Origin of the sequence: Corynebacterium sp. KPL4035, from assembly GCF_037908325.1 — a bacterium.
Taxonomy (GTDB): Bacteria; Actinomycetota; Actinomycetes; order Mycobacteriales; family Mycobacteriaceae; genus Corynebacterium; species Corynebacterium kefirresidentii.
This window is the reverse complement of record NZ_JBBMGF010000007.1, coordinates 111,533-132,767: the sequence shown is the minus strand read 5'-3', so window position 1 is coordinate 132,767 and position 21,235 is coordinate 111,533. Positions and strand designations below refer to the sequence as shown.

Below are 21,235 nucleotides of genomic sequence, written 5' to 3'. Positions count from 1 at the left end.
TTCACCGGGCAAAGAATAAATCAGTCACAATGGAGGGCGTGAACGACGTAACTCCTACAGATCAAGATTGGCTCGTAGATTTTCGCGGCGTCGAGTTGCGCCGCGGCGGCAAGACCCTCGTTGGTCCTGTGGACTGGCAGGTGGAACTCGATGAGCGCTGGGTCATTATTGGCCCCAATGGCGCGGGTAAGACCTCGCTAGTGCGCATGGCCGCGGCCGAAGAATTCCCTTCAAAGGGCACCGCCTTTCTGATGGGGGAGCAGATCGGCAAAACTGATATGCGCGATCTGCGCGCGCTCATCGGCATCTCCTCCGCTGCAGTGCAATCGCGAATCCCCGAAAATGAGCGCGTGGACGATCTCGTCGTCTCCGCAGGCTATGCAGTGCTGGGCCGCTGGCGGGAGGAATATCAGGACATGGACTTCTCCCGCGCTGATGAGATTTTGGCCCAGGTAGGTGCAACCCACCTGAAAGAGCGCACCTGGGGAACATTATCAGAGGGCGAAAAGAAGCGCGTCGTCCTCGCCCGCGCACTCATGACTAACCCAGAGCTGCTCATCCTAGACGAGCCTTCCGCCGGAATGGACCTGGGAGGCCGCGAAGACCTGGTGGGATTCCTCGGCGATCTAGCCATGGATCCAGATGCCCCAGCCATCATCATGATCACCCACCACGTGGAGGAGATCCCATACGGATTTACCCACGCCATGCTGCTGGATGAGGGTAAGGTAGTGGCAAAAGGTCTGATTAATTCAGTCCTCACCTCAGAAAACCTGACTCGCGCCTTCCACCAGCCCATTCAGGTGGACCGCATTGGACAGCGATACTTCGCCCGCCGAGCTTCTCTATGACCAACCCTTTTCATGACCGTATCGATGCCGTTGACGCCAGCGATACCACCGGCTTTAACGGTGGGCGCTTGGCGGCAACCGTCCTGCTCCTACGGGACGGCGTCGATGGTCTTGAAGTATGGGTACAAGAGCGCGTGCACACCATGCACAATTACCCGGGGCATTCGGTCTTTCCCGGCGGCGGCGTAGACCCACGCGACTTTCCACCGCGTTCCTGGGACTCGGGCGAGCTATGGGCCGGAAAATCCGTCATCTCCATGGCCCGACGGATGGGCGTAACAAAGTACAAAGCGCACGCCCTAGTATTCGCCGCTGCCCGAGAGCTCTTTGAGGAAGCCGGCACCCTCTTTGCCATCCGCGAAGACGGAATTGTCTCCAATGCACGGCGGTATCACAAGGAGCGAAAACTACTCGAGAGCCACACCATTTCCTTTACCGAATTCCTCAGCAATAACGGCATGCGTGTCGACGCCGATATGCTCCTTCCCTGGGCCCGGTGGGTAGGAAAGGGAAAAAGCCACTGGTTCGACACTTTCTTTTTCGTCGGGGTGCTGCCTTCTGGCCAAGAACCCGATGGGGATACCGACGAGGCGGACGATGCCGGATGGTTTTCTCCCCAGCTCATCTTGGACGGCTGGCGCGCCGGGCTGGTGCGCCTAGTCATTCCTACTTGGGCGCAGATGCAAAGGCTGAGCAGATACTCCTCGGTTCAAGAAGTCCTCGATGATGCGTCCTTTTCTGACCTGCGCCCTGTTATCGGGGATCCGCGCGAGGACCCTCGTTACCGCGAATTCTTTTCCACCACCCCTTTAGACCGCATATGAGTTATACCCCCGCAGAAGTCAGCTTCTTGATTGAGCACCACGAGGAAATTGCTCACCTCGATCTCGCCTTGACCAAGGCTTCTCGGCTTAAAGACACCGAAGTCTTGAAAGAGAAGTTCGGCGACTATGGACGCGCAGTCATGGAACTGGTGACCGCACGTAGTTCGGGCAAGCTTCCCAGTGATTGGCTGATGGACGCCGACTCAGCCCAACAAGCAACCCCCGTCGAGGTTGCGGCATACCGGGCGGAGTTTCTTGCAGAGCAGGGGGTGGGCAGCGTCCACGACATCACCTGCTCCATCGGTACGGAAGGTCTAAATTCTCCGCTCGACTACTTTGGCTCAGACTTGGACGAGTCGCGCGTGAGAATGGCGAGGCACAATCTTTCTTCGACCAAGATCTTTCGCGCTGATGCGCTCACCACTACAACGACTGCCGATGTCCTCCTTGCAGATCCCGCCCGTCGCGCCGGAGGTAGAAGAATCACCCGGCCGGAGGATCTCGTGCCACCGCTTCCAGAGGTCGTCGACAAGCATCGCGGCAAGGAATTGGCCATTAAGTGTGCACCCGGCCTTGATTTCAGCGAATGGAACGGCCTTGTTACCGTCGCAAGCGTCGACGGCGGAGTAAAAGAAGCCTGCCTTTATACCCCAGGCCTAGGAACCGGCCGAAGGGCAGTAATGATTCGTGGACACAAACTAGACGTCCTCGATGATAAAGAAACAAACCTGCCCGAGGCCGGAGAGATTGGTAGCTACCTCATTGACCCGGACGGTGCCATTGTGCGCTCCGGCTTGGTGCGGCATTACGCGGCACGGGAAGGGCTGCACCAAATCGATGAGCGCATCGCGTACCTGACAGGGGAGAGGATTCCGGAGGGAACCTCGGGTTTTCCATTCATAGAAAAAGTACCCCTAAAGAGATTAAAATCCGTACTTAAATCCTATGACGCGGGGAGCTTGGAAATCCTCGTGCGCGGGGTAGAAGTGGACCCTGACCAGCTGCGGAAGAAGATGAAGCTCAAGGGGAAGAAGCCTTTTGCGGTAATCATTACGCGAATTGGCGCACAAGGAATCGCCTTGCTGTGCAAACCCCGAGTATCATCGTCCGAGGATAATTACGCAACATAAATATATCGGAAAGGTGAGTGCCCAATGCCAACTATCGTGGCTCTGGTCAAACACGTGCCGGATACGTGGTCTACCAAGTCTTTGGAAGATGACCACACCCTGGATCGCACCTCCGTGGATAACGTCATTGATGAGGTTAATGAGTATTCCGTGGAACAAGCCCTGCGCCTGCGCGACGACAACCCGGATGCGGGTTATAAGGTAGTAGCGCTGACCATGGGGCCGACCCAGGCAGACGAAGCATTGCGCAAGGCACTGGCTATGGGTGCCGATGACGCGGTGCTTGTCTCCGATGATTCGCTGGCGGGAGCGGATGCGCTGTCGACCGCATGGACTCTCAACGCTGCGCTGAAAAAGCTTGACGACGTCCAATTGATCACCGCTGGCACCGAGGCCTCCGATGCCTCGACCGGCCTACTTACTGGATTGCTCGCCGAATACCGCCAGCTGCCTGCCCTTACCGGGCTGCACAAGGTAGAGCTGGCGGGCGGCACGCTGCGTGGCACGCGAGATGATGCGCGTGGCACCTGGGAACTAGAAGCGCCGCTACCTGCAATTGTTTCTGTGAACGATAAGAGCGACAAGCCGCGCTTCCCTAACTTCAAGGGATTGATGGCCGCTAAGAAGGCGGAAATCACTACTTTCTCCTTAGCTGATTTGGGAATTGAGGCAATTGCGCCCACTACCTCCGTTTCGGCCGCCGAAAAGCGCCCACCGCGCACCGCTGGCGAGGTTATTTCTGAGCCCAACCCGCAAGACGCAGCGAAGAAGATCGCTGACTTCCTAGCCGCAAAGAACTTGATTTAGGAGTCGATATGTCTCACGTTTACGTATTAGTTGAGCACGATGCGGAAAAAGTCCTTCCCGTTACCGGAGAACTGATTACGGCCGCGCGCGAATTGGGTACGGTGTCTGCAGTGGTCGTCGGCAAGCAGGCAGATAAGTTCGATGCTGACCTTGCCGCCCTTGGCGCCGCGCAGGTGGTCCAAGCAACGGCCGAAGACTATGACCAGCGCCTCCTGATTCCAGAAGTCGATGCCTTGCATGCTCTCGGCGCCGCGAACCCCGCACCTATCGTGCTGGCCGCAACTCCCGCCAATAACGAGATTGCCGGCCGCCTAGCTGCCCGCCTCGCTTCCGGCGCACTGGTCAATGTCAGCGGCATCGCCGCTGATGGTTCCGCCCAGATGACCATTTTTGGTGGCTCCTATGAGACTACCTCTACCGCTACCGGCCAGTGCCCGATCTATACGCTGCGCCCAGGCGCGGTAGAGGCCGCACCACAGCAGGTGGAAGCGCAACCAGCCCCGATGCCGTTGCCGCCCGCTACTGGCAAAGATGTCAAGGTAACTTCCTTTACCCCTGCCCAGAAATCTGCACGTCCGGAAATTACCGAAGCCAAGGTGGTCGTCGCTGGCGGCCGGGGCGTGGGTGATGAATTCGGTGATGTTGTCGAGCCGCTTGCCGACGCCCTCGGCGCCGCAGTCGGCGCTACCCGCGATGCGGTAGACGAAGGCTTCTATGACGCTGCCTATCAGATCGGCCAGACTGGCGTTACCGTCTCGCCTGAGCTCTACATCGGCTTGGGAATTTCGGGTGCCATCCAGCACACCTCCGGCATGCAGACCTCTGGCACTATTGTGGTGGTCAACCAGGACCAGGATGAGCCATTCTTCCAGATCGCTGACCTTGGCGTTGTGGGCGACCTCCATGAAATCGTCCCAGCCTTGACCGAGGAACTGAAGGCACGTCAGTAATGCCGCATTATTTTGACTACGCTGCTACCCAGCCGATGCGCCAGAGCGCGATTGACGCGTGGGTAGCTGCGGCTGGCTCCCTGAACTCCGGCGCGCAGTATGGTTCCGGCCGCAAGGCTCGTTCTGTGCTCGATGATGCCCGCGAGAAGGTTGCTTCGCTCCTCGGCTGCGAGCCAATCGAGGTGATTTTCACTTCTTCTGGCACAGAGGCAGACAATATTGCCATTCAGGGACTTTATGCGACCGGTAAAACAAACCGCATAGTTTCCACCGATATTGAGCATCCCGCCGTGCGCGATACCGTGGCTAAGCTGCACAATTCCGGTGCCGCCGTCGATATCCTTCCCGTCGATCGCTCCGGGCACATAGCAGACCTGTCTGCTCTAGACACGCTTGCCGACGTCGCCACCTGCATGTGGGCCAATAACGAAACCGGCGCCATTCAGCCGGTCGAAGACATTGCCGCCCGAGCCAGCGCAGTGGGTACACCGGTACACGTTGATGCCGTGCAAGCGGTAGGAAAGGTTCCCATCGACTTTTCCCACCTAGGGATCACCAGCCTTGCAGCTAGCGCCCACAAGTTCGGCGGTCCCCGCGGCATTGGCCTACTTCTAGCCAAGCGGAGTCCCGCACCCCAACCCATTGCCTATGGCGGTGGGCAGGAGCGCGGAATTCGTCCTGGAACTGTCGACGTCGCTGGTGCTTCCGGTCTAGCTGCGGCTTTGGAGGAATCCGTCGCGGAAATTTCTACTCAAGGTGAGCGGATTTCCGCGCTTCGCAATAAGCTCCGCGATGGAATTCTCGCCACCATTGACAATGCAGTCATCAATTCCACTGAACCGTGTTTGCCTTCTCACTTGCACGTCTCTTTCCCTGGTGCAGATGGCGATAGCCTCATCATGCTGCTAGATTCCCTGCAGATTGAGGCCTCAACCGGCAGCGCCTGTAGCGCAGGTGTAAACCGCATGTCTCACGTTCTGGAAGCGATGGGAGTAAGCGAGGCTGAAGGAATCGGTTCCTTGCGCTTTACGCTAGGCCGGCTTACTTCGGAAGAAGATGTCGATTACGTGTTGGCTCATCTTCCCGAGGTAATCTCCCGAGCCCGATCCGTCTAGCTTTCATTCCTTTCCTTCGCCGCTGCCCGCCGGGCGGCGATAGCTTGGCCCACCGTTAGCGCCCAGTTCTTGTTCTTGGGTGCTAGCGGTCCTTGGGGCTCGTCATATTCCCAGCGCCCATCATCAAACAGCCACACAATGTCCCCAGTGTGCGGATCCATGATATAAAAAGCACCGCCGTCAGTCTTGACGTTATGGTGGTGCTGGCATAGTGAAGCCAAATTGCTCCCTGCAGTTTTCCCTCCCCGAGCATGGTCAATGCGGTGCTCTTTCTGGCAGCTTTCCGCAGGGCGGTAGCACCCCGGCCAGCGGCACACCCCATCGCGGCCTTCCACATAGGCGCCTATGAGCGGGGGAGTAACGTAGCTTTCGCTTTCCATTTCTTTGGCTAAGTCCATGTCTCGCGTCTGAGCTGGGCGCAGGTTATCCGCGGTCTCTGGGCTTACCCATCCGAATCCCCGGATAAACGCGGGTGCAGACTCCTGATCATGGGCGCGATACATATGCAGAACTACCTTAGTCCGAGACTCAATTTCACCCAGAATCAATTTGGCCAGTGCTTCTGCCTTGGAAAGGCCATGTTCCTCGGCGGCTTTGCTGATGTGTTCGTCGATAGCTATAAGGGTAGCTTCGTCAATTTCAACTGCTAGCCCGGCTTTGCCACCGAAGCTGGAGTAAGTGAAATAGGAGTTATTCTTCGTGGGAGCCTCTTTGTTTTCTTCGGTGGATGGGTTTTCAATAGCAATGAGGCCATTGAGTTTTCGCCGTAAATTCGTGTTGGAGGGCAGTACCTGTCTCGGCTTCGAGGGGGTCAAATAACGAGATAGTTCTTGGTCTATCCTCTCGAGGGTTTCCGCAGGGACATCACCGAGCTTGCTAAGTACGGCGTCGATAGTAATGAGGCGAGAGAAATCCAGGAAGTAGTAGGTTTCCTGCAGGGCCATTGTTAGAGGTAACTCAGCCAGCCGGTAGAGCGCCATGGTTATATCGCGCGTGCGCCGCTCACTCAATCCCGTACGGGTGGCAAGGGTATGGCAATTAATGTCGAAATCGTCTTCTAAGTCTGGTTTGGCGTCTTTCCAGAAAAGGTAATCTTGCTTTCTGATTTCGGTAGCTTTAACTGCTAATGGATCTTTAGGATCATTGACTATGTAATAGGCTTCCAAAATTATTTCCCCCGAATATTAGAACTGCTGAACTAATCTTCACGGTGTCTATCTTACGCTGTGGGTGCGCCCGCCACAAGAGGGGAGGCAAAAATATGTTCTAAATGGTGAAATTGCCTACGGTGACAGGAATAGAAGAAAAGAAAAATATCTCAAGTGGCGCGTGTTAAAGATGTTGATAGAGTGAAACCATTGTTAGACTCACGCGCATGACTTCAAAGAAGGCACTCCGAAAGAGTATTACTGCGGTAGTTACCGTGGCTGCACTAGCTATTAGTGGTACCGCTGTTGCCCAGGCGGTGAGCTTTGGCGCCCCTAAGGGCGTGGACGTTGCGGCACACCAGCACCCGGGCGGCACGCCCATCGATTGGTCTAAGGTACGTACTGACGGTCAGTCTTTTGCATTTGTAAAAGCAACTGAGGGTGGGGATTGGGTAAATCCGCACTACGTCGAAGATGTTCAGGCCGCCCACGCTGCCGGCCTTAAGACAGGCGCATATCACTACGCTCGTCCATCGACTGACGCCAAAACGCAAGCGGCGAACTTTGCCGCGCAGATTGCGCTGGCGCCAGATCAGACATTGCCTCCCGCACTCGATATCGAGGTGGATGAAGGTAAATCCGCGGCCCAGTTGGAGCAGTGGATCGAAGAATTTACCAGCGAGCTCAAGCGCCTTACCGGCCGCACTCCCATGATCTACACCTACAAGTACTTCTGGATGGGGCAGATGAATAACTCCCAGAAGTTCTCGGATATGCCGTTGTGGCTTGCGGCCTATCAGGATCAGGCGCCCGAGGCCGTGGGTGGCTGGAAGAAGCTATCCTTCTGGCAGCGTTCTGGCTCCGGCAAGGTGGCTGGAATACCTACCGACGTTGATATGAACCTTTTTAATGGTTCCAAGCAGCAGCTGCAGTCCTTTAGCGATGGAAATTATGTGGATGTCGGCGGCGCGCTCGAACAGCTCGTGGTGGGCGATGGCGTTGACCTAAGCTCGGACAGCACGCCGCTTATCGGCGCTATCCTAGCCCTCGCAGCAGGACTGATTGCGGTACCACAGCTTGTCGACGCCGCCGAAAAGTCCGGCCTTGACCCCCAAGCAGCGCAAGGTCTAGCAGGCTTCGTGAAGACCTTGCAGGACAAGGATGCCCTCCCAGTAGAAGATCTGGGTGATATGGCAAAGGGGAACTTCTCTGTCAGTGACCTAGCAATCCTGTTGGACAATGCCGGTCACGTGAACAACGTTAAGTCTGGCAATGTCTCCGAGTCCGAAGTTTCGGAGGCTAAGAACGCGGCCAAAAAGGCTGGCGCTGATGTTCCCGATTTCGATGCGGGCCAAGTAGCCACGCTACTTAATCGCGTGCTGCAGTAGCACCAGCGAAAAACGCGCGGGTCCACGCCTCGTCCTTGTAGTGGGCAGGCACCGCCCCGCCAAGGAGTGCCTTAGCCAGCTGAGCGGCTTCAATGGAGCCCTCGGCTGGCATTTCTGTATCCGAGGCTATAAGGATGATGTTTCCGTAGCGCCGGCCTTTAAGCATTGGTGGGTCCGCGATGACCGCGAGGTGGTCAAAAACCTTGCTTAGTCCGGCCAGTTCGCTTTTTGCTAGCTGCAGATCAGAATGGTCTCCGCAATTGGCAATATAGAGTCCACCTGGCTCTAGTGCCTGCTTTGCAGCCTGGAAGAACTCCACGGTGGTGAGGCTAGCCGGAGTCTTATCGCCAGCAAATACATCACGGATGATGATGTCGCGGCTGGCGGGCAGGAACCCCTCGGTTTCTTTGCGTGCTTCGCCGGCGCGGATCTTCACGGTAGGGGAACGGGGGACGTCGAAAAGCGTACGCACCAATTCCCCCAGTTTGGCGTCGAGTTCGACCACCGTGTGGCGGCTACCCGGGAGCTTGCTGGCAAAATAGCGTGGAAGGGAGCAGCCTGCGCCACCTAGGTGGGTGACACGCAGCTTATTCGCTGGCCGAGTATTGAGGTGTTCGACGGCCGCTGCAATCCAGCGCATGTATTCGAACTCCAATTCTTCTGGCTCGCCCAGCACGATGTGGCTACTCGGCACGCCGTTAACGTTGAGGATATAGGCTCCATCGCGGAATTCATCCGCCACAACCTCGGCTGTTCCGGTCGAGATTTCGTAGGTGCCGGTGATTCCTTGTTCGGTGGAGGCTCGCTTTCTTCCCATGTGACACAAGCTTAGGGAATGGATTCGATTTAAACCGCGTTGGGGCTAGGGAGTAGACTTTCGGGCCTGTAGTCAAGGTGAATTGGGGAGCGAGATGCGAGTATTGGTTGCCATGTCCGGCGGCGTGGACTCATCTGTTGCCGCCGCCCGGGCGGTAGAAGCTGGCCATGAGGTGATTGGCGTTCACCTCGCCCTGCACAAGGACGCGCAGCAAACCAGAGAGAAAGCGCGCGGTTGCTGCTCGCTGGAGGATTCAGCCGATGCTCGCCGCATCTGCGATAAGTTGGGCATCCCCTTCTATGTGTGGGATTTTTCGGAGGAATTTAGAGAAGAAGTCATCACGGACTTCGTGGATTCCTATGCTCGCGGCGAGACACCTAATCCTTGCTTGCGCTGCAACGAGAAGATTAAGTTCCGGGCACTGCTACAAAAGGGCATGGCGCTCGGCTTCGATGCTGTGGCGACGGGTCACTATGCCACCATTGACGAAAACGGCTACATGCGCCGTTCTTTGGATGAGAATAAGGACCAGTCTTATGTCTTGGGCGTCATCTTGGCCGAAGAGCTGGAGCACTGCTTTTTCCCCATTGGCGATACTCCTAAGCCGCAGATCCGTGAAGAGGCCGCGGCGCATGGCTTTTCCACCGCGAAGAAGCCGGATTCCTATGATATTTGCTTCATTCCCGACGGCAACACTCAGGCATTTTTGGGCGCTCGCATCGGGCTTCGCCCTGGCCTGATCGTGGATCAGGAGGGCACGGAGCTTAAAGAGCACGATGGTGCATGGAACTACACCATCGGTCAGCGAAAGGGCCTAGACATCAAGGCGCCGGCTGCCGACGGCCGTCCCCGCTACGTCACCGACATCGATGCTTCTACGGGCACGGTGACCGTCGGTGCCCGCGAGGACTTGGCCGTGACCTCAATTCAAGCTGACCGCCTGAAGTACCTTCACCCAGCCATGGATGGGGACTTCGAGTGCGAGGTTCAGGTGCGTGCGCATGGTTCCGTGGTGCCTTGTGTCGCGCACGTCGACCGCGATGCGGATGAGATGCGCCTTGAGCTTAAGGAACCGCTTTCCGGCGTGGCTCGTGGCCAGGCGGCGGTGCTGTATTTGCCGTCGCCAGACGAGCTTGGCGATATCGTTATCGGGTCCGGCACCATTTGCGGGACGGCCTAGATGGCCGGCTTTGCACTTGGCCCCATGCCCGGCACTTCCGTAGCGGAGGCGGCGGACATCATAATCAGTGAGACTGACCTTCCCGCTATCCCGCAGCTTCCTGATAGGGGACTCGGCTCCGATGCGGTTGGGCGTACGGCCAGCATGCTCGAAGCCATCAATATCGATCGTGGTCCGCGGTCGTGGCGCATGACTGCGCGTCCGCAGCTTTTGACGCGGCGGACCTGGGATCGCTTAGAACGCGACCTCGATGAGGTTCAGGGGGTCTGGGGCGAGACGGTTTCCCACATTAAGGTGCAAGCCTTGGGGCCCTGGTCTTTGGCGGCGAGCATCGAGCTCTCCGATGGCCACCGCGTGTTCACTGACTCTAGCGCTTTCGCAGAGCTTTCCGACGCCCTCTTACACGGCCTCCACACCCATGCCCACGATGTGGCAAGCCGTTTCCACGGCGAGGTGCACGTACAACTCGATGAACCGCTACTGGCAGATATCATTGCTGGCCGGATTCCCGGGACTACTGATTTTGACTCGATACCAGCGGTCCCAGAGGAAGTCGTCCTAGAAAGCCTTTTAGCGTTTGAGGCCGACTATGTGCATGCTGCGCCTATTTGGTCGGTGGCGCGCGCAGCGAAGACTTTTTTGGTTGATTCGCGCTTTCGCCAGCAGCTTTCCACCCCACAGCACTATGACGGATTGGGCGAGCACCTCAGTGCGGGCTACCGCATCGGCTTGGGCATTCTCGGCAAAGATGCGAGGGAGGAAGCAATCGCCCTAGCTTCCCACCTTGATCGCATAGGTATGCCGCGCGAGCTATTGGTCGACCACTTCGATGTTTTTCCCAGTGCGGCTTCGGCTAGTTCGCTTCGTTCTGTCACTGAGACCGCCGACATCCTCGTCCGGGACGCCGGCGATCTTTAATCGACACGCCCGCGGCTATCCGTGGCGGTGAAGTATTCGCCCATATAAGGGATGACGTAGCGCAGTTTGCCGTGTGCGGTGGGTTCGATCAGGTCGGCGTCGATAAGCCGCTGGCGAGTGGCGGACAAGGATCGTACAGTGCGGTCCATGTGTCCTGCTATGTCGGCGATGGTGGCCACGCCGTCTAGCTCCACTGCGGCCATTGCTTCCAAAAACTCCCGCTGTGCCGGTGGCAAGGTCAACGTCGCAGGCTGGTGTACCTGCGCGCCCATAATTGAAATCGCATCTGGAGCTATCGAGGCAATCGTCTCCTGAGAAATGCCACTTTCTTGGTTCTGGCGACTGCGCTCCCATGCCAGCGAGCCAACCAATTGCACGAGGTACGGGTAGCCGCGCGTAAGCGCTGCGGCGTCCCTAGTCGCCTCGGGGCTAAACTCTAACCCCGAGCCAGACGCTGTGTGCTCTAGAGCCTGCTGCGAATTGGCCGGAGACAGCGGTCCTAAGACGAACTTCTGGGCCCGGCGCAGAAACGTCACCCCGGGCAAATCCAATAGGTGGTTGACCCCTTGGGGAAGGCCGGCGGCTACCAAAGCGATATCAATTTCATCGCGCACCAGGTCTTGGTAGGCCACGGCGATGGTGGTGAGTTCATCGACATCGGCGTCTTGCACCTCGTCGATGGTAAGCAGGATTCCGGTGCCTTTTAGCTCTGTGGAAAGCTCACGCAGGCGAGTATTCAGCGTGGGGGTGAAGCGATCTTCCTTTTGATGGTCGAAGCCGATTGATCCCACGCCGCCGATGCCGATGCGGCTGACCTTCTTTTTGTCGCTCGGAGAGAGTTGTTCAAGCAGCCTGGGGATGGTGGTATTGACCAGTTCCTCGACCATGGTGGAGCGCCCTGAGGCGCGTAGCGTTACCCACCCTCGGGCCTCGGCGATGTCCTCCAACTCGTTGATGAGAACAGTCTTGCCGATGCCCCTTGCACCGCTGAGCACCATGGAGCGGGAAGCATTGCCTGCCGAGCCATCGAGCGCAGTTCGGAAGCTATCGAGCACGATACCGCGCCCGACCCAGAACAGGGGAGGAGCGCCGAATGTAGGGCGGAACGGATTTTCCATAACGCTAGTGTAACCCTTGTTATCGGAGATTTGGGAGACTTTTAGCCGTACTTGGAGATCTAGGAGATTTGGGAGACTTTATCCGATGAGGGGCCATGCAGTCGAGACATCCGAGGCATCGCGGCCCTTGCCCTCTAGGTATTTCTTAAATGCAGTCCGATCCTCGTACCACTTGACCGCCTGGAATTCCATGAGCTCGTTTTCATCCATCTGCGCCAAGTTGGGGTAGTGCTGGCGTACCTGTTTCCAAGCGACGCGGGCGGCTGCGAGGGCGTCGGCAGTAGCTTCGTGGGCGTTGCCCAACTCGACGCCGTAGTGCTCGCACACGGCGCCAAGGGTGCGCTTGCCCTTGCGCCACTTATCACTGACGCGGTCGATTACATAGGGGTCATAGACTGGGCCGGTGACCGTGAAATCGCCGGTGAGGCTCCGCAGCACGGTGAGATCAAAAGCAGCGTTGTAGACAATGAGCGTTAGACCATCCTCCCAGGCGGCCTTGATGGCCGCGACCGTATCTTTCAGGACCTCTTCGTGCGGTCGGCCCTCGGCGCGGGCTTTTTCGGTAGTGATGCCATGCACGTTGGTCGCTTCCTCCGGGATCTCGATTCCGGGATCGGCAAGGTGTTCCACCTTTTGCACATCGCGGCCGTCAATGCGGACTAGGGCAGAGGTGACGATGCGGGCTTCTTTGGGATTGGCCGAGGTGGTCTCAAGGTCGAAGGCGAGCATGCGGGAGGCGTCGAAAGTCATGATCCATACCTTAGTAGCTAGCCCCGACACGAGGGATAGCTACACTTGGGCAGCGTGACTAATCCAGTTGATCTGCACCGTGAATGGAATGACCTTGCGCAGGAAGTGCGCCGGCACCGCAACCTGTACTACAACGGTGATCCGGCTATTCCCGACGCCGACTTTGATGCCCTCTTCCAGCGCCTTCTTGCGCTCGAAGAAGAACATCCTGAGCTTGCCGTGCCTGATTCACCTACCCAGCAGGTGGGTGCTGCACCGAGCGCCGGTGAGGATATTGAGCACCTTGAGCGGATGATGAGCTTGGACAATGTCTTTAGTGCTGGCGAGATGCAGGATTGGCTCGATAGAACCCCAGCAAAGACTTATCTGACTGAGCTCAAGATTGATGGCTTGTCTATCGATTTGGTCTATCGCAATGGGCGCCTTACCACCGCCGCGACCCGTGGCGATGGCACAGTGGGCGAAGACATCACTGCTAACGCACGTGTGATTGAAGACATTCCGCATGAGCTCAAGGGGACAGATGAATACCCGGTCCCAGAGCTGATCGAGATTCGCGGCGAAGTCTATATGCGACCCGAGGATTTTGAAGAGATCAATGAGGAGCGCGCGGCCGATGGCAAGGAAGAGTTTGCTAATCCGCGCAATGCCGCGGCAGGTGGACTGCGCATGAAGGATCCCGCCGAGGTGAAAAAGCGCCGCCTGAAAATGGTGTGTCACGGCCTAGGCGCGCGCGAGGGATTTTCACCCACCTCCCAACATGATGCCTATAAGGCAATTGCGGCTTGGGGGCTGCCCGTTTCCCCATATACCAAGCAGGTTTACTCGGCTGAGCAGGTCCAGGACGAGGTGGCACATTGGGCAGAACACCGCCACGATGCCATCTTTGAGATGGATGGACTCGTCGTCAAGGTAGATGATTTGGGCTCGCAGCGCGCACTGGGTGCGACTTCCCGCGCCCCGCGCTGGGCCATTGCCTATAAGTATCCACCAGAAGAGGTGACTACAAAGCTCAATGGCATTGAGGTGGGTGTTGGACGTACCGGGCGAGTGACCCCGTTTGCCATCATGGAGCCGGTCTTTGTCTCCGGTTCGACAGTGTCCATGGCTACCTTGCATAATCAGTCCGAGGTAAAGCGCAAGGGCGTGCTTATCGGGGATATCGTCATCATTCGCAAGGCGGGCGAGATTATCCCGGAGGTGCTCGGACCAGTGCGCGAGCAGCGCGATGGTAGCGAGTATGAGTGGGCATTCCCGGAGAACTGCCCGGCATGCGGCACGAAGTTGGCCCCACAAAAAGACGGCGACGCGGATTGGCGGTGCCCCAATACCCAATCGTGCCCAGCACAGCTTTCCGCGCGCTTGGAGTATTTGGCCTCGCGCAAGGCACTGGACATTGAGGCCCTGGGCGAGAAGGGGGCAATGGACTTAATTGAAAATGGCATTCTCGTCGACGAATCAGAGCTTTTCGAGCTCACCGAGGAAAAGCTCCTGGCCTCGGACGTCTACACGGCGAAGAAGGATACAAAGGACAAGCGCACCAAAAAAGAAGGAAATGTCAAGGTCAATACGGCCGGACAGAACTTGTTAAAGAATCTGGATGAGGTCAAAGGCCGTGACTTCTGGCGCGTCCTGGTCGCGCTGTCTATTCGTCACGTGGGGCCAATTGCCGCTCGGGCGCTGGCCTCCCGCTATGGATCCATGGAAAAGCTACGCGCAGCCAAAACGGAGGAGCTGGCAGAAGTCGATGGCGTGGGTATGACCATCGCACAATCTTTCCATGATTGGTTCGAAGTGGACTGGCACCGCACTATCGTGGACAAATGGGCTGCCGCAGGGGTGGCTATGGAGGTAGCGGTGGAAGACCACAAGGAGCAGACTCTAGAGGGTCTGACCATCGTGGTGACCGGCAGCTTGGAGAACTTCACCCGTGATTCCGCGAAAGAAGCTATTGTTTCTCGCGGGGGAAAGGCTACCGGTTCGGTCTCGAAGAAGACCTCCTATGTGGTGGCCGGTGAGAACGCGGGCTCCAAGGAGGACAAGGCCCGTGAGCTGGAAATCCCGATTCTCAATGAAGCGGAATTCCAGCAGCTACTAGAAACAGGTGAAGCCTAAATCGGTCCGGCTACTTGAGGAAGCTGCCCAAGATGGTGCCGATGTGACCTAGGTGCTCCACCTCGGAGGCTAGGTAGTCAGGGCCGCCGGTGCGGCCCATGGCTATAACTAGGCCGGTATCGCCGAGCGGGGCGGCGGCCAAGGCGGAATCGAGTAGCGACCAACTTTCCGGGATCCATTCATCACGATCAGGGCTGAGCACGCGGGCGCTTTCCACCTCAATATCGTGAGGTACGGTTCCATCATCTTCGGGGGCGGCATTGGAAGAAGCTACGCGGTGGATGGGCTCGTTATTGTCGATGACGATGCACCACGTGGAGGTTAGAGCCCTTGGGATCGCGGCTACTACCTCTTCCATAGCGGCAGTGACATTCGTGGCATGGGCAACTCGTGCAAGGAGCTCGATTTGCCCGCGGCGGTCTACGCGGCCGCTGAATGGGCGGATGGAGTCGACCTCCACGCCCTCGACAGAGGAGGCGGCGGTAATGAGGACATCGGCCATGGTGCCTTGCGGCAACTCAATGACAATGTCATCCATGACTGTTCCATCGGGAAAGTTTTCTACGATATCGACCGATTGGATATTGCCATCGACGAGTCCAAAGGCGTCGGCAAGCTGGCCCAAGCTGCCAGGAGCATCGGGGAGCAGTACGCGGATCAAAAAGGACATGGTCTTGCACGCTTTCGGTAGTTTGTAGTCCCAGACATGATACGTGCGTCACAATGCGGGCTTCAAGCAACGCAAATTTGGGGTGACGCGGCAACCGTCGTGGTCGGTGCAGTACCATGGGTCGTTAGCAATTCACATAGTACATGCTGACGGTGAATATTTTTCACCCGCGTGTCAATTATGCAGAAAAAGGATGGAGTTCGCGTGTCTGAGATTTCGCGTGATGAGGTAGCCCACCTCGCCAAGCTTTCCCGCCTGGCCCTGAGTGAGGAAGAGCTAGCCCAGTTCGCAACGCAGATTGATGAAATTGTTGATTCGGTTTCCGCGGTGGGAAACGTTGATACCGAGGGCGTGGAGCCGATGAGCCACCCGCACTCCGTGGACGCCCCGATGCGCGAGGACGTTATTGTGCGCACCCTTACTGCAGAACAGGCCTTGGACCAAGCACCGGCCGTAGAAGAAGAGCGCTTCGTTGTGCCACAGATCCTGGGAGGAGAATAAATGTCTAACCTGACCGTTCCCGCGGAGGGCCTGACCTCCCTGACTGCTGCCGAGCTGGCGGAGAAGATTCACGCCCGTGAAATTACTTCCCGCGAGGTAACCCAGGCATTCCTAGACCGCATTGCAGAGACCAACGAGGAGCTTAACTCCTTCCTGCATGTGGGCGCGGAAGAAGCCCTCGCGGCTGCCGACGCCGTGGATAAGGCACTCGATGCCGGTGAAGAGCCTGCTTCTGGTCTGGCCGGCGTGCCGCTGGCGCTTAAGGACCTGCTGGTTACCACCGATGCGCCGACAACCGCTGCTTCCAAGATGCTGGAGGGCTACGTTTCTCCCTATGACGCTACCGTGACCAAGCGCCTGCGCGAGGCTGGAATCCCCATCCTGGGCAAGACCAACCTGGATGAGTTTGCTATGGGTTCTTCCAATGAGAACTCTGCTTTTGGCCCAGCGCATAACCCTTATGACACGGAGCGCACCCCAGGCGGCTCCGGCGGTGGCACCGCTGCCGCACTCGCCTCTGGTCAGGCGCCGCTTGGCATTGGTACCGATACCGGCGGTTCCATCCGCCAGCCAGCTGCGCTGACCAATACCGTAGGCGTAAAGCCGACCTACGGCACCGTGTCCCGCTACGGTCTTATCGCTGCTGCCTCGTCCCTCGACCAAGCGGGCCCGTGCGGCCGCACTGTCCTCGATACCGCGCTCCTGCACGAGGTCATCGCTGGCCACGATGCTTTCGATGCCACTTCCGTTGATAAGCCGGTAGCGCCGGTTGTCGCCGCTGCACGCGAGGGTGCTAAGGGTGACCTCTCTGGAGTCAAGGTCGGCCTGATTAAGCAATTTGAGCGCGATGGCTGGCAGGAAGGCGTGATGGAGAACTACCACGCCGCCGTTGAGCAGTTGCGCGAGCAGGGTGCGGAAATTGTCGAGGTAGATTGCCCGCACTTCGATGACGCACTGGCTGCGTACTACCTGATCATGCCGTGCGAGGTGTCCTCTAACCTGGCGCGTTTCGATGGCATGCGCTACGGCCTGCGTGCGGGAGATGACGGCTCCCACTCTGCCGAGCAGGTCATGTCCCAGTCTCGTGCGGAAGGCTTTGGCCCAGAGGTCAAGCGCCGCATAATGCTGGGTACTTATGCACTGTCCGTGGGCTACTACGATGCCTACTATCTGCAGGCGCAGCGCGTGCGTACGCTCATTGCCCAGGACTTTGCTCGCGCCTTCGAGCAGGTTGACGTAATTGTTTCCCCGACCACCCCGACTACCGCGTTTAAGCTGGGGGAGAAGGCCGAGGATCCGATGGCGATGTACAACTTTGACCTGTGCACTCTGCCGCTGAACCTGGCTGGCCTGTGCGGCATGTCTGTGCCATCCGGTATGGCAAGCGATACCAATTTGCCCACCGGTCTGCAGATCATGGCGCCAGCCTTCCAAGATGACCGCCTGTACAAGGTCGGCGCTGCCTATGAAGCTGGCCGCAATAAATAGGCGACTTCCTGTGGGGTCCCTGGCAATTCCATAAAGGTTTATCTGCCCCCGTTGAATTTATATTCGGCGGGGGTAAAATTATCGGGTATGCATTTCAAGAAGACCGCAATTTTTTCGCTGTCCGCCGCTGCACTCATGGGCGTGGGCGTTGCCAATGCCGCGCAGGTGCCCTCCATTGATCCGGGGTTCAGCATGACCGCGCCGACCAACTCTGGGCTTATTGCCCCGCTGCCGAAGGGCGCGGAGAAGCTGGAGCCTCACATCGAGGGGCAGACCATCACTGGAACTCTCCACTCCATTAAGGAAGAAGGAAAGTTTAGCGTCGAATTTGCCAAGGACCACTCCTTGGTGATGAATGATGGCTGCAATAATTACACCACCACCTACAAGGTGGCTGCGGATGGCACCATCAGCGTCGGCGAGTTTAACTCCACCCGCGCGGCGTGCGATGAGCATACGCAGCAGCTTTCCGACGCCCTGCTCGGCCTCCTTGAGTCCAAGCCTTCCTTCTTTAACCTCCCTGGCGGCACCGTCGCCTTGGGCAGCGAGGAAGCTGCGGCCGAGTTTAGTGTTGCCAAGTAAAAACTCGCAGCACACTAAAACTAAAAATGCGCACCATGTCTTCGGGCATGGTGCGCATTTTGTGTGTGTGGGGATTACTTGGCGTCGGAAAGCGCATAGGCTGCGCCCGCCGAGGCCGCGGTCACGCTAAGGACGGCTGGCCAGGCGCCAATCTTCTTCGCCAACGGGTGGGAGGCGCCGAATGCGCCCACGTAGAGTGCACACAGGCCAGCAGTGGTAGCCGGAGTGGTTTTCTTTGCCCAAGAGCGGCCTGCCCACACGCCAGCGGCGGCGAGGATAACGCCGCCGAGCGGGCGGATTCCGGTCTCGCGGGCGGTCACCCACCCGCCGATAAGGCCGAGGGTGACAGTAGTGGCGGTAGATACGTCTTGGGGCTTTTTGATATCAATCTTGGACATGCGGCCAGTCTAGGCCGATAATTCTGGCCCCGCTAGACTTTATGGCTATGACTGTGGAGACGCACTTGCCGCCTGAGCGCCAAGCATGGCGCGCCATGTTTGCACTGTCCCTGGGATTCTTTGTGTCTCTTCTGGACCAATCCATGGTGGCGGTCGCGCTGCCGAACCTGCAACGTGATCTAGACGCGGGTGTAAACCAGGCCATGTGGGTATCCGCGTCCTATTTATTGGCTGCAGTGGTGCCGTTGCTCTTCGCCGGCCGTCTGGGCGACGTTTTGGGCCAACGCCGGATGTTTTGTCTGGGCGTGGCTATCTTCGGGGTCGGTGCGATGGTTTGTGCCATAGCTCCCCAAGTAGAAGTACTCATTGCCGCGCGTGCCGTGCAAGGCGTAGGGGCATCTCTCCAGATGCCGCAAAGTATGTCCGTCATCAACCGAATCTTCGCACGCGAGCGCCGTGGACGTGCGTTGGGCGTGTGGGGTGTAATCGGCTCGATTGCAGCACTTGTCGGTCCACTCGCCGGAGGCTTCTTAGTGGGAAACTTCGGTTGGCAGGCCGCCTTTTGGGTACACATTCCTTTCGTGGTGCTGGCCATCGTGCTGGCGCTGTTGTGGGTGCCCGAGTTGCCTACTACCGCGCAGTCCATCGATGCGCCATCGGCCGTTGTTTCTCTGATCGCGTTGGCGGCGATTGTCTTTGGCATCCAACAGGGACCAGTACTGGGGTGGGGCTGGACCATTTGGCTTATTCTGCTCGCCGGAGCAATCGCTAGCGCAGGTTTTATTCGGTTGCAGGCTACCGCCGATGCCCGCGGGGCGAGCCCGCTGGTGCCGCTGACGCTCTTTCGCGACCGCAATTACCTTGCCGGCTCGGTGGGCATTATTGCCATGGGATTTATGGCGGCTGCAGTGATGCTACCCATCATGTTGTGGCTGCAGACCATGCAGGGCATTCCAGCAGGCGAGGCTGGCATTATCGTGGCGCCAATGGCTCTGGTTTCTCTACTGATATCTCCGCTCGCGGGAATTATGGCGGATTATGTGAATCCTCGAATTCTTGGATTGGTGGGATTTTCCCTCCTTATTCTTTCTCTGCTTGCGGCATGGTGGGTGATGCATGTAGACGCCTTGCCGTGGGTGCTCGGGCTGCCCATTGCAGGCCTTGGCGTGGGGCAGTCCTTCATCTGGGGTTCCAACGCAGCTACCACCTTGCGCGATATTTCGCCGGAGCTCATGGGTGCTGCATCCGGTGTGTATAACACCTCCCGCCAAGTGGGATCCGTAGTGGGCGTCGCCTTAGTGTCTGCCGTTATGCAAACAGGTGACCCAGCAGTGGCACTTATTAATTCGCTCCTTGTCATCGTAGTTGCGCTGGTGGTGGGCTTGGTTTCTGCTCTCTGCTTTCGGGACACTCTGCAGGGCTAAAAATAGCGCGCTAGATTGGTAGGTATGCGTCTAGGTGTTTTAACGTCCGGTGGCGATTGCCCCGGCCTCAATGCTGTAATTCGTGCGGTTGTGCGTACCGCATCCAATGAATTTGGAGATACCGTCGTAGGTTATGAAGACGGTTGGGTGGGCTTGATGGAGGACCGCCGTCGCGATCTCTATGATGATGCAGAAATCGACCGCATTTTGTTGCGCGGCGGCACCATCCTAGGCACTGGCCGTCTGCATCCGGATAAGTTTAAGGCGGGTCTTGATCAGATTAAATCCAATATGGCCGACGCCGAAGTGGATGCCCTCATTGCCATCGGAGGCGAGGGCACCCTCAAGGGGGCAAAGTGGCTATCCGATAATGGGGTGCCGGTAGTAGGTGTTCCAAAGACCATTGACAACGACGTCAATGCCACCGACTACACCTTTGGTTTTGATACCGCAGTATCTGTAGCTACCGATGCTATTGACCGCTTACATACCACCGCGGAATCTCATAACCGTATTCTGATTGTGGAGGTAATGGGCCGCCATGTGGGGTGGATTGCCTTGCACGCGGGCATGGCTGGTGGCGCGCATTACACGGTGGTGCCCGAGGAGCCCTTCGATATCGCAGAAATCACCAAGGCGATGGAGCGCCGCTTCCAAATGGGTGAAAAATACGGCATTATTTGCGTTGCAGAAGGCGCCCTCCCCAAGGAGGGGACGATGGACTTCGAAGCCGGCGGCGTGGATCAATTCGGACACCAGACTTTCAACGGTATTGGCCAGGTTATTGGCGATGAGATCAAGGCGCGCACTGGATATGACGTGCGAACGACGGTGCTGGGACACATCCAGCGCGGCGGTACACCGACTGCCTATGACCGCGTTCTGGCAACTCGATACGGCGTGCACGCAGCCCGTGCTACCCATGAAGGCAAGTCAGGTATGTGTGTAGCTCTCCATGGCGAGGATATTGATCTAGTTCCGTTGGAGGAGGCCGTGGGAACCCTTAAGACAGTGCCGGAATCGCGTTACCGCAATGCACAAGCGCTCTTTGGGTAGAGACC

General features: G+C 57.8%; 21 protein-coding genes. 15 read left to right on the top strand and 6 right to left on the bottom strand.

All coding sequences use genetic code 11. The features are described 5' to 3' along the window. The first annotated feature begins 29 nt into the window (after positions 1–29). Genes WMP96_RS08020 through WMP96_RS07995 form a run of 6 tightly spaced genes read left to right on the top strand, consistent with a single transcriptional unit; the run spans position 30 to position 5,677 of the window. Positions 30–851 (top strand): ABC transporter ATP-binding protein, encoded by an 822-nt coding sequence (locus WMP96_RS08020; protein WP_340432777.1) that lies wholly within the window; start codon positions 30–32, stop codon positions 849–851. Beyond that, positions 848–1,675 carry an NUDIX hydrolase gene (locus tag WMP96_RS08015; protein WP_023021738.1) on the top strand — a complete coding sequence of 276 codons (828 nt, stop codon included), beginning with the start codon at positions 848–850 and terminating at the stop codon, positions 1,673–1,675. The genes WMP96_RS08020 and WMP96_RS08015 overlap by 4 nt, the downstream gene beginning before the upstream one ends. Beyond that, a complete protein-coding gene (locus tag WMP96_RS08010) occupies positions 1,672–2,805 on the top strand; it encodes a THUMP-like domain-containing protein (RefSeq protein ID WP_239205696.1) in 1,134 nt (377 codons plus the stop codon). The genes WMP96_RS08015 and WMP96_RS08010 overlap by 4 nt, the downstream gene beginning before the upstream one ends. A gap of 24 nt (positions 2,806–2,829) precedes the next feature. Beyond that, positions 2,830–3,612, top strand: a complete 783-nt coding sequence (locus tag WMP96_RS08005) for an electron transfer flavoprotein subunit beta/FixA family protein (RefSeq protein ID WP_340432773.1) — start codon at positions 2,830–2,832, stop codon at positions 3,610–3,612. 8 nt (positions 3,613–3,620) lie between these two features. Beyond that, positions 3,621–4,562, top strand: a complete 942-nt coding sequence (locus WMP96_RS08000) for an electron transfer flavoprotein subunit alpha/FixB family protein (RefSeq protein WP_301716174.1) — start codon at positions 3,621–3,623, stop codon at positions 4,560–4,562. Further along, positions 4,562–5,677, top strand: a complete 1,116-nt coding sequence (locus WMP96_RS07995; protein WP_301716173.1) for a cysteine desulfurase family protein — start codon at positions 4,562–4,564, stop codon at positions 5,675–5,677. Before WMP96_RS08000 ends, WMP96_RS07995 begins: the two co-directional genes overlap by 1 nt. On the opposite strand, the gene WMP96_RS07990 is transcribed toward WMP96_RS07995, so the two are convergent. After that, on the bottom strand, positions 5,674–6,621 hold the full coding sequence (locus WMP96_RS07990) for an HNH endonuclease signature motif containing protein (RefSeq protein ID WP_340432770.1): 948 nt from the start codon (positions 6,619–6,621) through the stop codon (positions 5,674–5,676). The two genes, WMP96_RS07995 and WMP96_RS07990, sit on opposite strands and share 4 nt — an antisense overlap. Positions 6,622–7,052: 431 nt before the next feature. On the opposite strand from WMP96_RS07990, the gene WMP96_RS07985 reads away from it, so the two are divergent. Next, complete coding sequence (locus WMP96_RS07985) at positions 7,053–8,213, top strand: glycoside hydrolase family 25 protein (RefSeq protein WP_301716171.1); 1,161 nt, start codon at positions 7,053–7,055, stop codon at positions 8,211–8,213. Here WMP96_RS07985 and WMP96_RS07980 read toward each other — a convergent pair. Then, complete coding sequence (locus tag WMP96_RS07980) at positions 8,194–9,030, bottom strand: spermidine synthase (RefSeq protein WP_239205686.1); 837 nt, start codon at positions 9,028–9,030, stop codon at positions 8,194–8,196. The two genes, WMP96_RS07985 and WMP96_RS07980, sit on opposite strands and share 20 nt — an antisense overlap. 94 nt (positions 9,031–9,124) lie before the next feature. Between WMP96_RS07980 and mnmA the strand changes: the two genes are divergently transcribed. Then, entirely contained in the window at positions 9,125–10,210 is a 1,086-nt protein-coding gene (gene mnmA, locus WMP96_RS07975; RefSeq protein ID WP_340432766.1) for a tRNA 2-thiouridine(34) synthase MnmA, read from the top strand. 24 nt (positions 10,211–10,234) lie between these two features. After that, positions 10,235–11,128, top strand: coding sequence for a methionine synthase (locus WMP96_RS07970; RefSeq protein ID WP_369707470.1), 894 nt, complete (start codon positions 10,235–10,237; stop codon positions 11,126–11,128). On the opposite strand, the gene WMP96_RS07965 is transcribed toward WMP96_RS07970, so the two are convergent. Together WMP96_RS07965 and WMP96_RS07960 are read right to left on the bottom strand one after the other, a co-directional pair. Then, positions 11,125–12,246: an ATP-binding protein gene (locus WMP96_RS07965; protein WP_023021728.1), complete on the bottom strand. Its 1,122-nt coding sequence runs from the start codon at positions 12,244–12,246 to the stop codon at positions 11,125–11,127. The genes WMP96_RS07970 and WMP96_RS07965 overlap by 4 nt on opposite strands. Positions 12,247–12,324: 78 nt before the next feature. Further along, positions 12,325–12,996: a 3'-5' exonuclease gene (locus WMP96_RS07960; protein WP_200287671.1), complete on the bottom strand. Its 672-nt coding sequence runs from the start codon at positions 12,994–12,996 to the stop codon at positions 12,325–12,327. 45 nt (positions 12,997–13,041) lie between these two features. On the opposite strand from WMP96_RS07960, the gene ligA reads away from it, so the two are divergent. Further along, positions 13,042–15,111 (top strand): NAD-dependent DNA ligase LigA, encoded by a 2,070-nt coding sequence (gene ligA, locus WMP96_RS07955; RefSeq protein WP_445292946.1) that lies wholly within the window; start codon positions 13,042–13,044, stop codon positions 15,109–15,111. Between the two features lie 10 nt (positions 15,112–15,121). Here the strand turns inward: ligA and WMP96_RS07950 are convergent, their stop codons facing one another. Beyond that, positions 15,122–15,781 carry a hypothetical protein gene (locus tag WMP96_RS07950; RefSeq protein ID WP_023021725.1) on the bottom strand — a complete coding sequence of 220 codons (660 nt, stop codon included), beginning with the start codon at positions 15,779–15,781 and terminating at the stop codon, positions 15,122–15,124. Positions 15,782–15,985: 204 nt separating this feature from the next. Between WMP96_RS07950 and gatC the strand changes: the two genes are divergently transcribed. From gatC to WMP96_RS07935, 3 genes are all read left to right on the top strand, one after another. Then, entirely contained in the window at positions 15,986–16,282 is a 297-nt protein-coding gene (gene gatC / locus WMP96_RS07945) for an Asp-tRNA(Asn)/Glu-tRNA(Gln) amidotransferase subunit GatC (RefSeq protein ID WP_034656449.1), read from the top strand. Then, a complete protein-coding gene (gene gatA, locus WMP96_RS07940; RefSeq protein ID WP_301716169.1) occupies positions 16,283–17,770 on the top strand; it encodes an Asp-tRNA(Asn)/Glu-tRNA(Gln) amidotransferase subunit GatA in 1,488 nt (495 codons plus the stop codon). An 87-nt stretch (positions 17,771–17,857) separates the two neighbouring features. Next, entirely contained in the window at positions 17,858–18,352 is a 495-nt protein-coding gene (locus WMP96_RS07935) for an META domain-containing protein (RefSeq protein WP_301716168.1), read from the top strand. Positions 18,353–18,426: 74 nt separating this feature from the next. On the opposite strand, the gene WMP96_RS07930 is transcribed toward WMP96_RS07935, so the two are convergent. After that, positions 18,427–18,750, bottom strand: coding sequence for a hypothetical protein (locus WMP96_RS07930; protein ID WP_301716167.1), 324 nt, complete (start codon positions 18,748–18,750; stop codon positions 18,427–18,429). A gap of 47 nt (positions 18,751–18,797) precedes the next feature. Here WMP96_RS07930 and WMP96_RS07925 point away from each other — a divergent pair, with 47 nt between their 5' ends. Further along, positions 18,798–20,174, top strand: coding sequence for a DHA2 family efflux MFS transporter permease subunit (locus tag WMP96_RS07925; RefSeq protein ID WP_301716166.1), 1,377 nt, complete (start codon positions 18,798–18,800; stop codon positions 20,172–20,174). 24 nt (positions 20,175–20,198) lie between these two features. Further along, complete coding sequence (locus tag WMP96_RS07920) at positions 20,199–21,230, top strand: ATP-dependent 6-phosphofructokinase (protein ID WP_023021719.1); 1,032 nt, start codon at positions 20,199–20,201, stop codon at positions 21,228–21,230. The last annotated feature ends 5 nt before the right edge of the window (positions 21,231–21,235 follow it).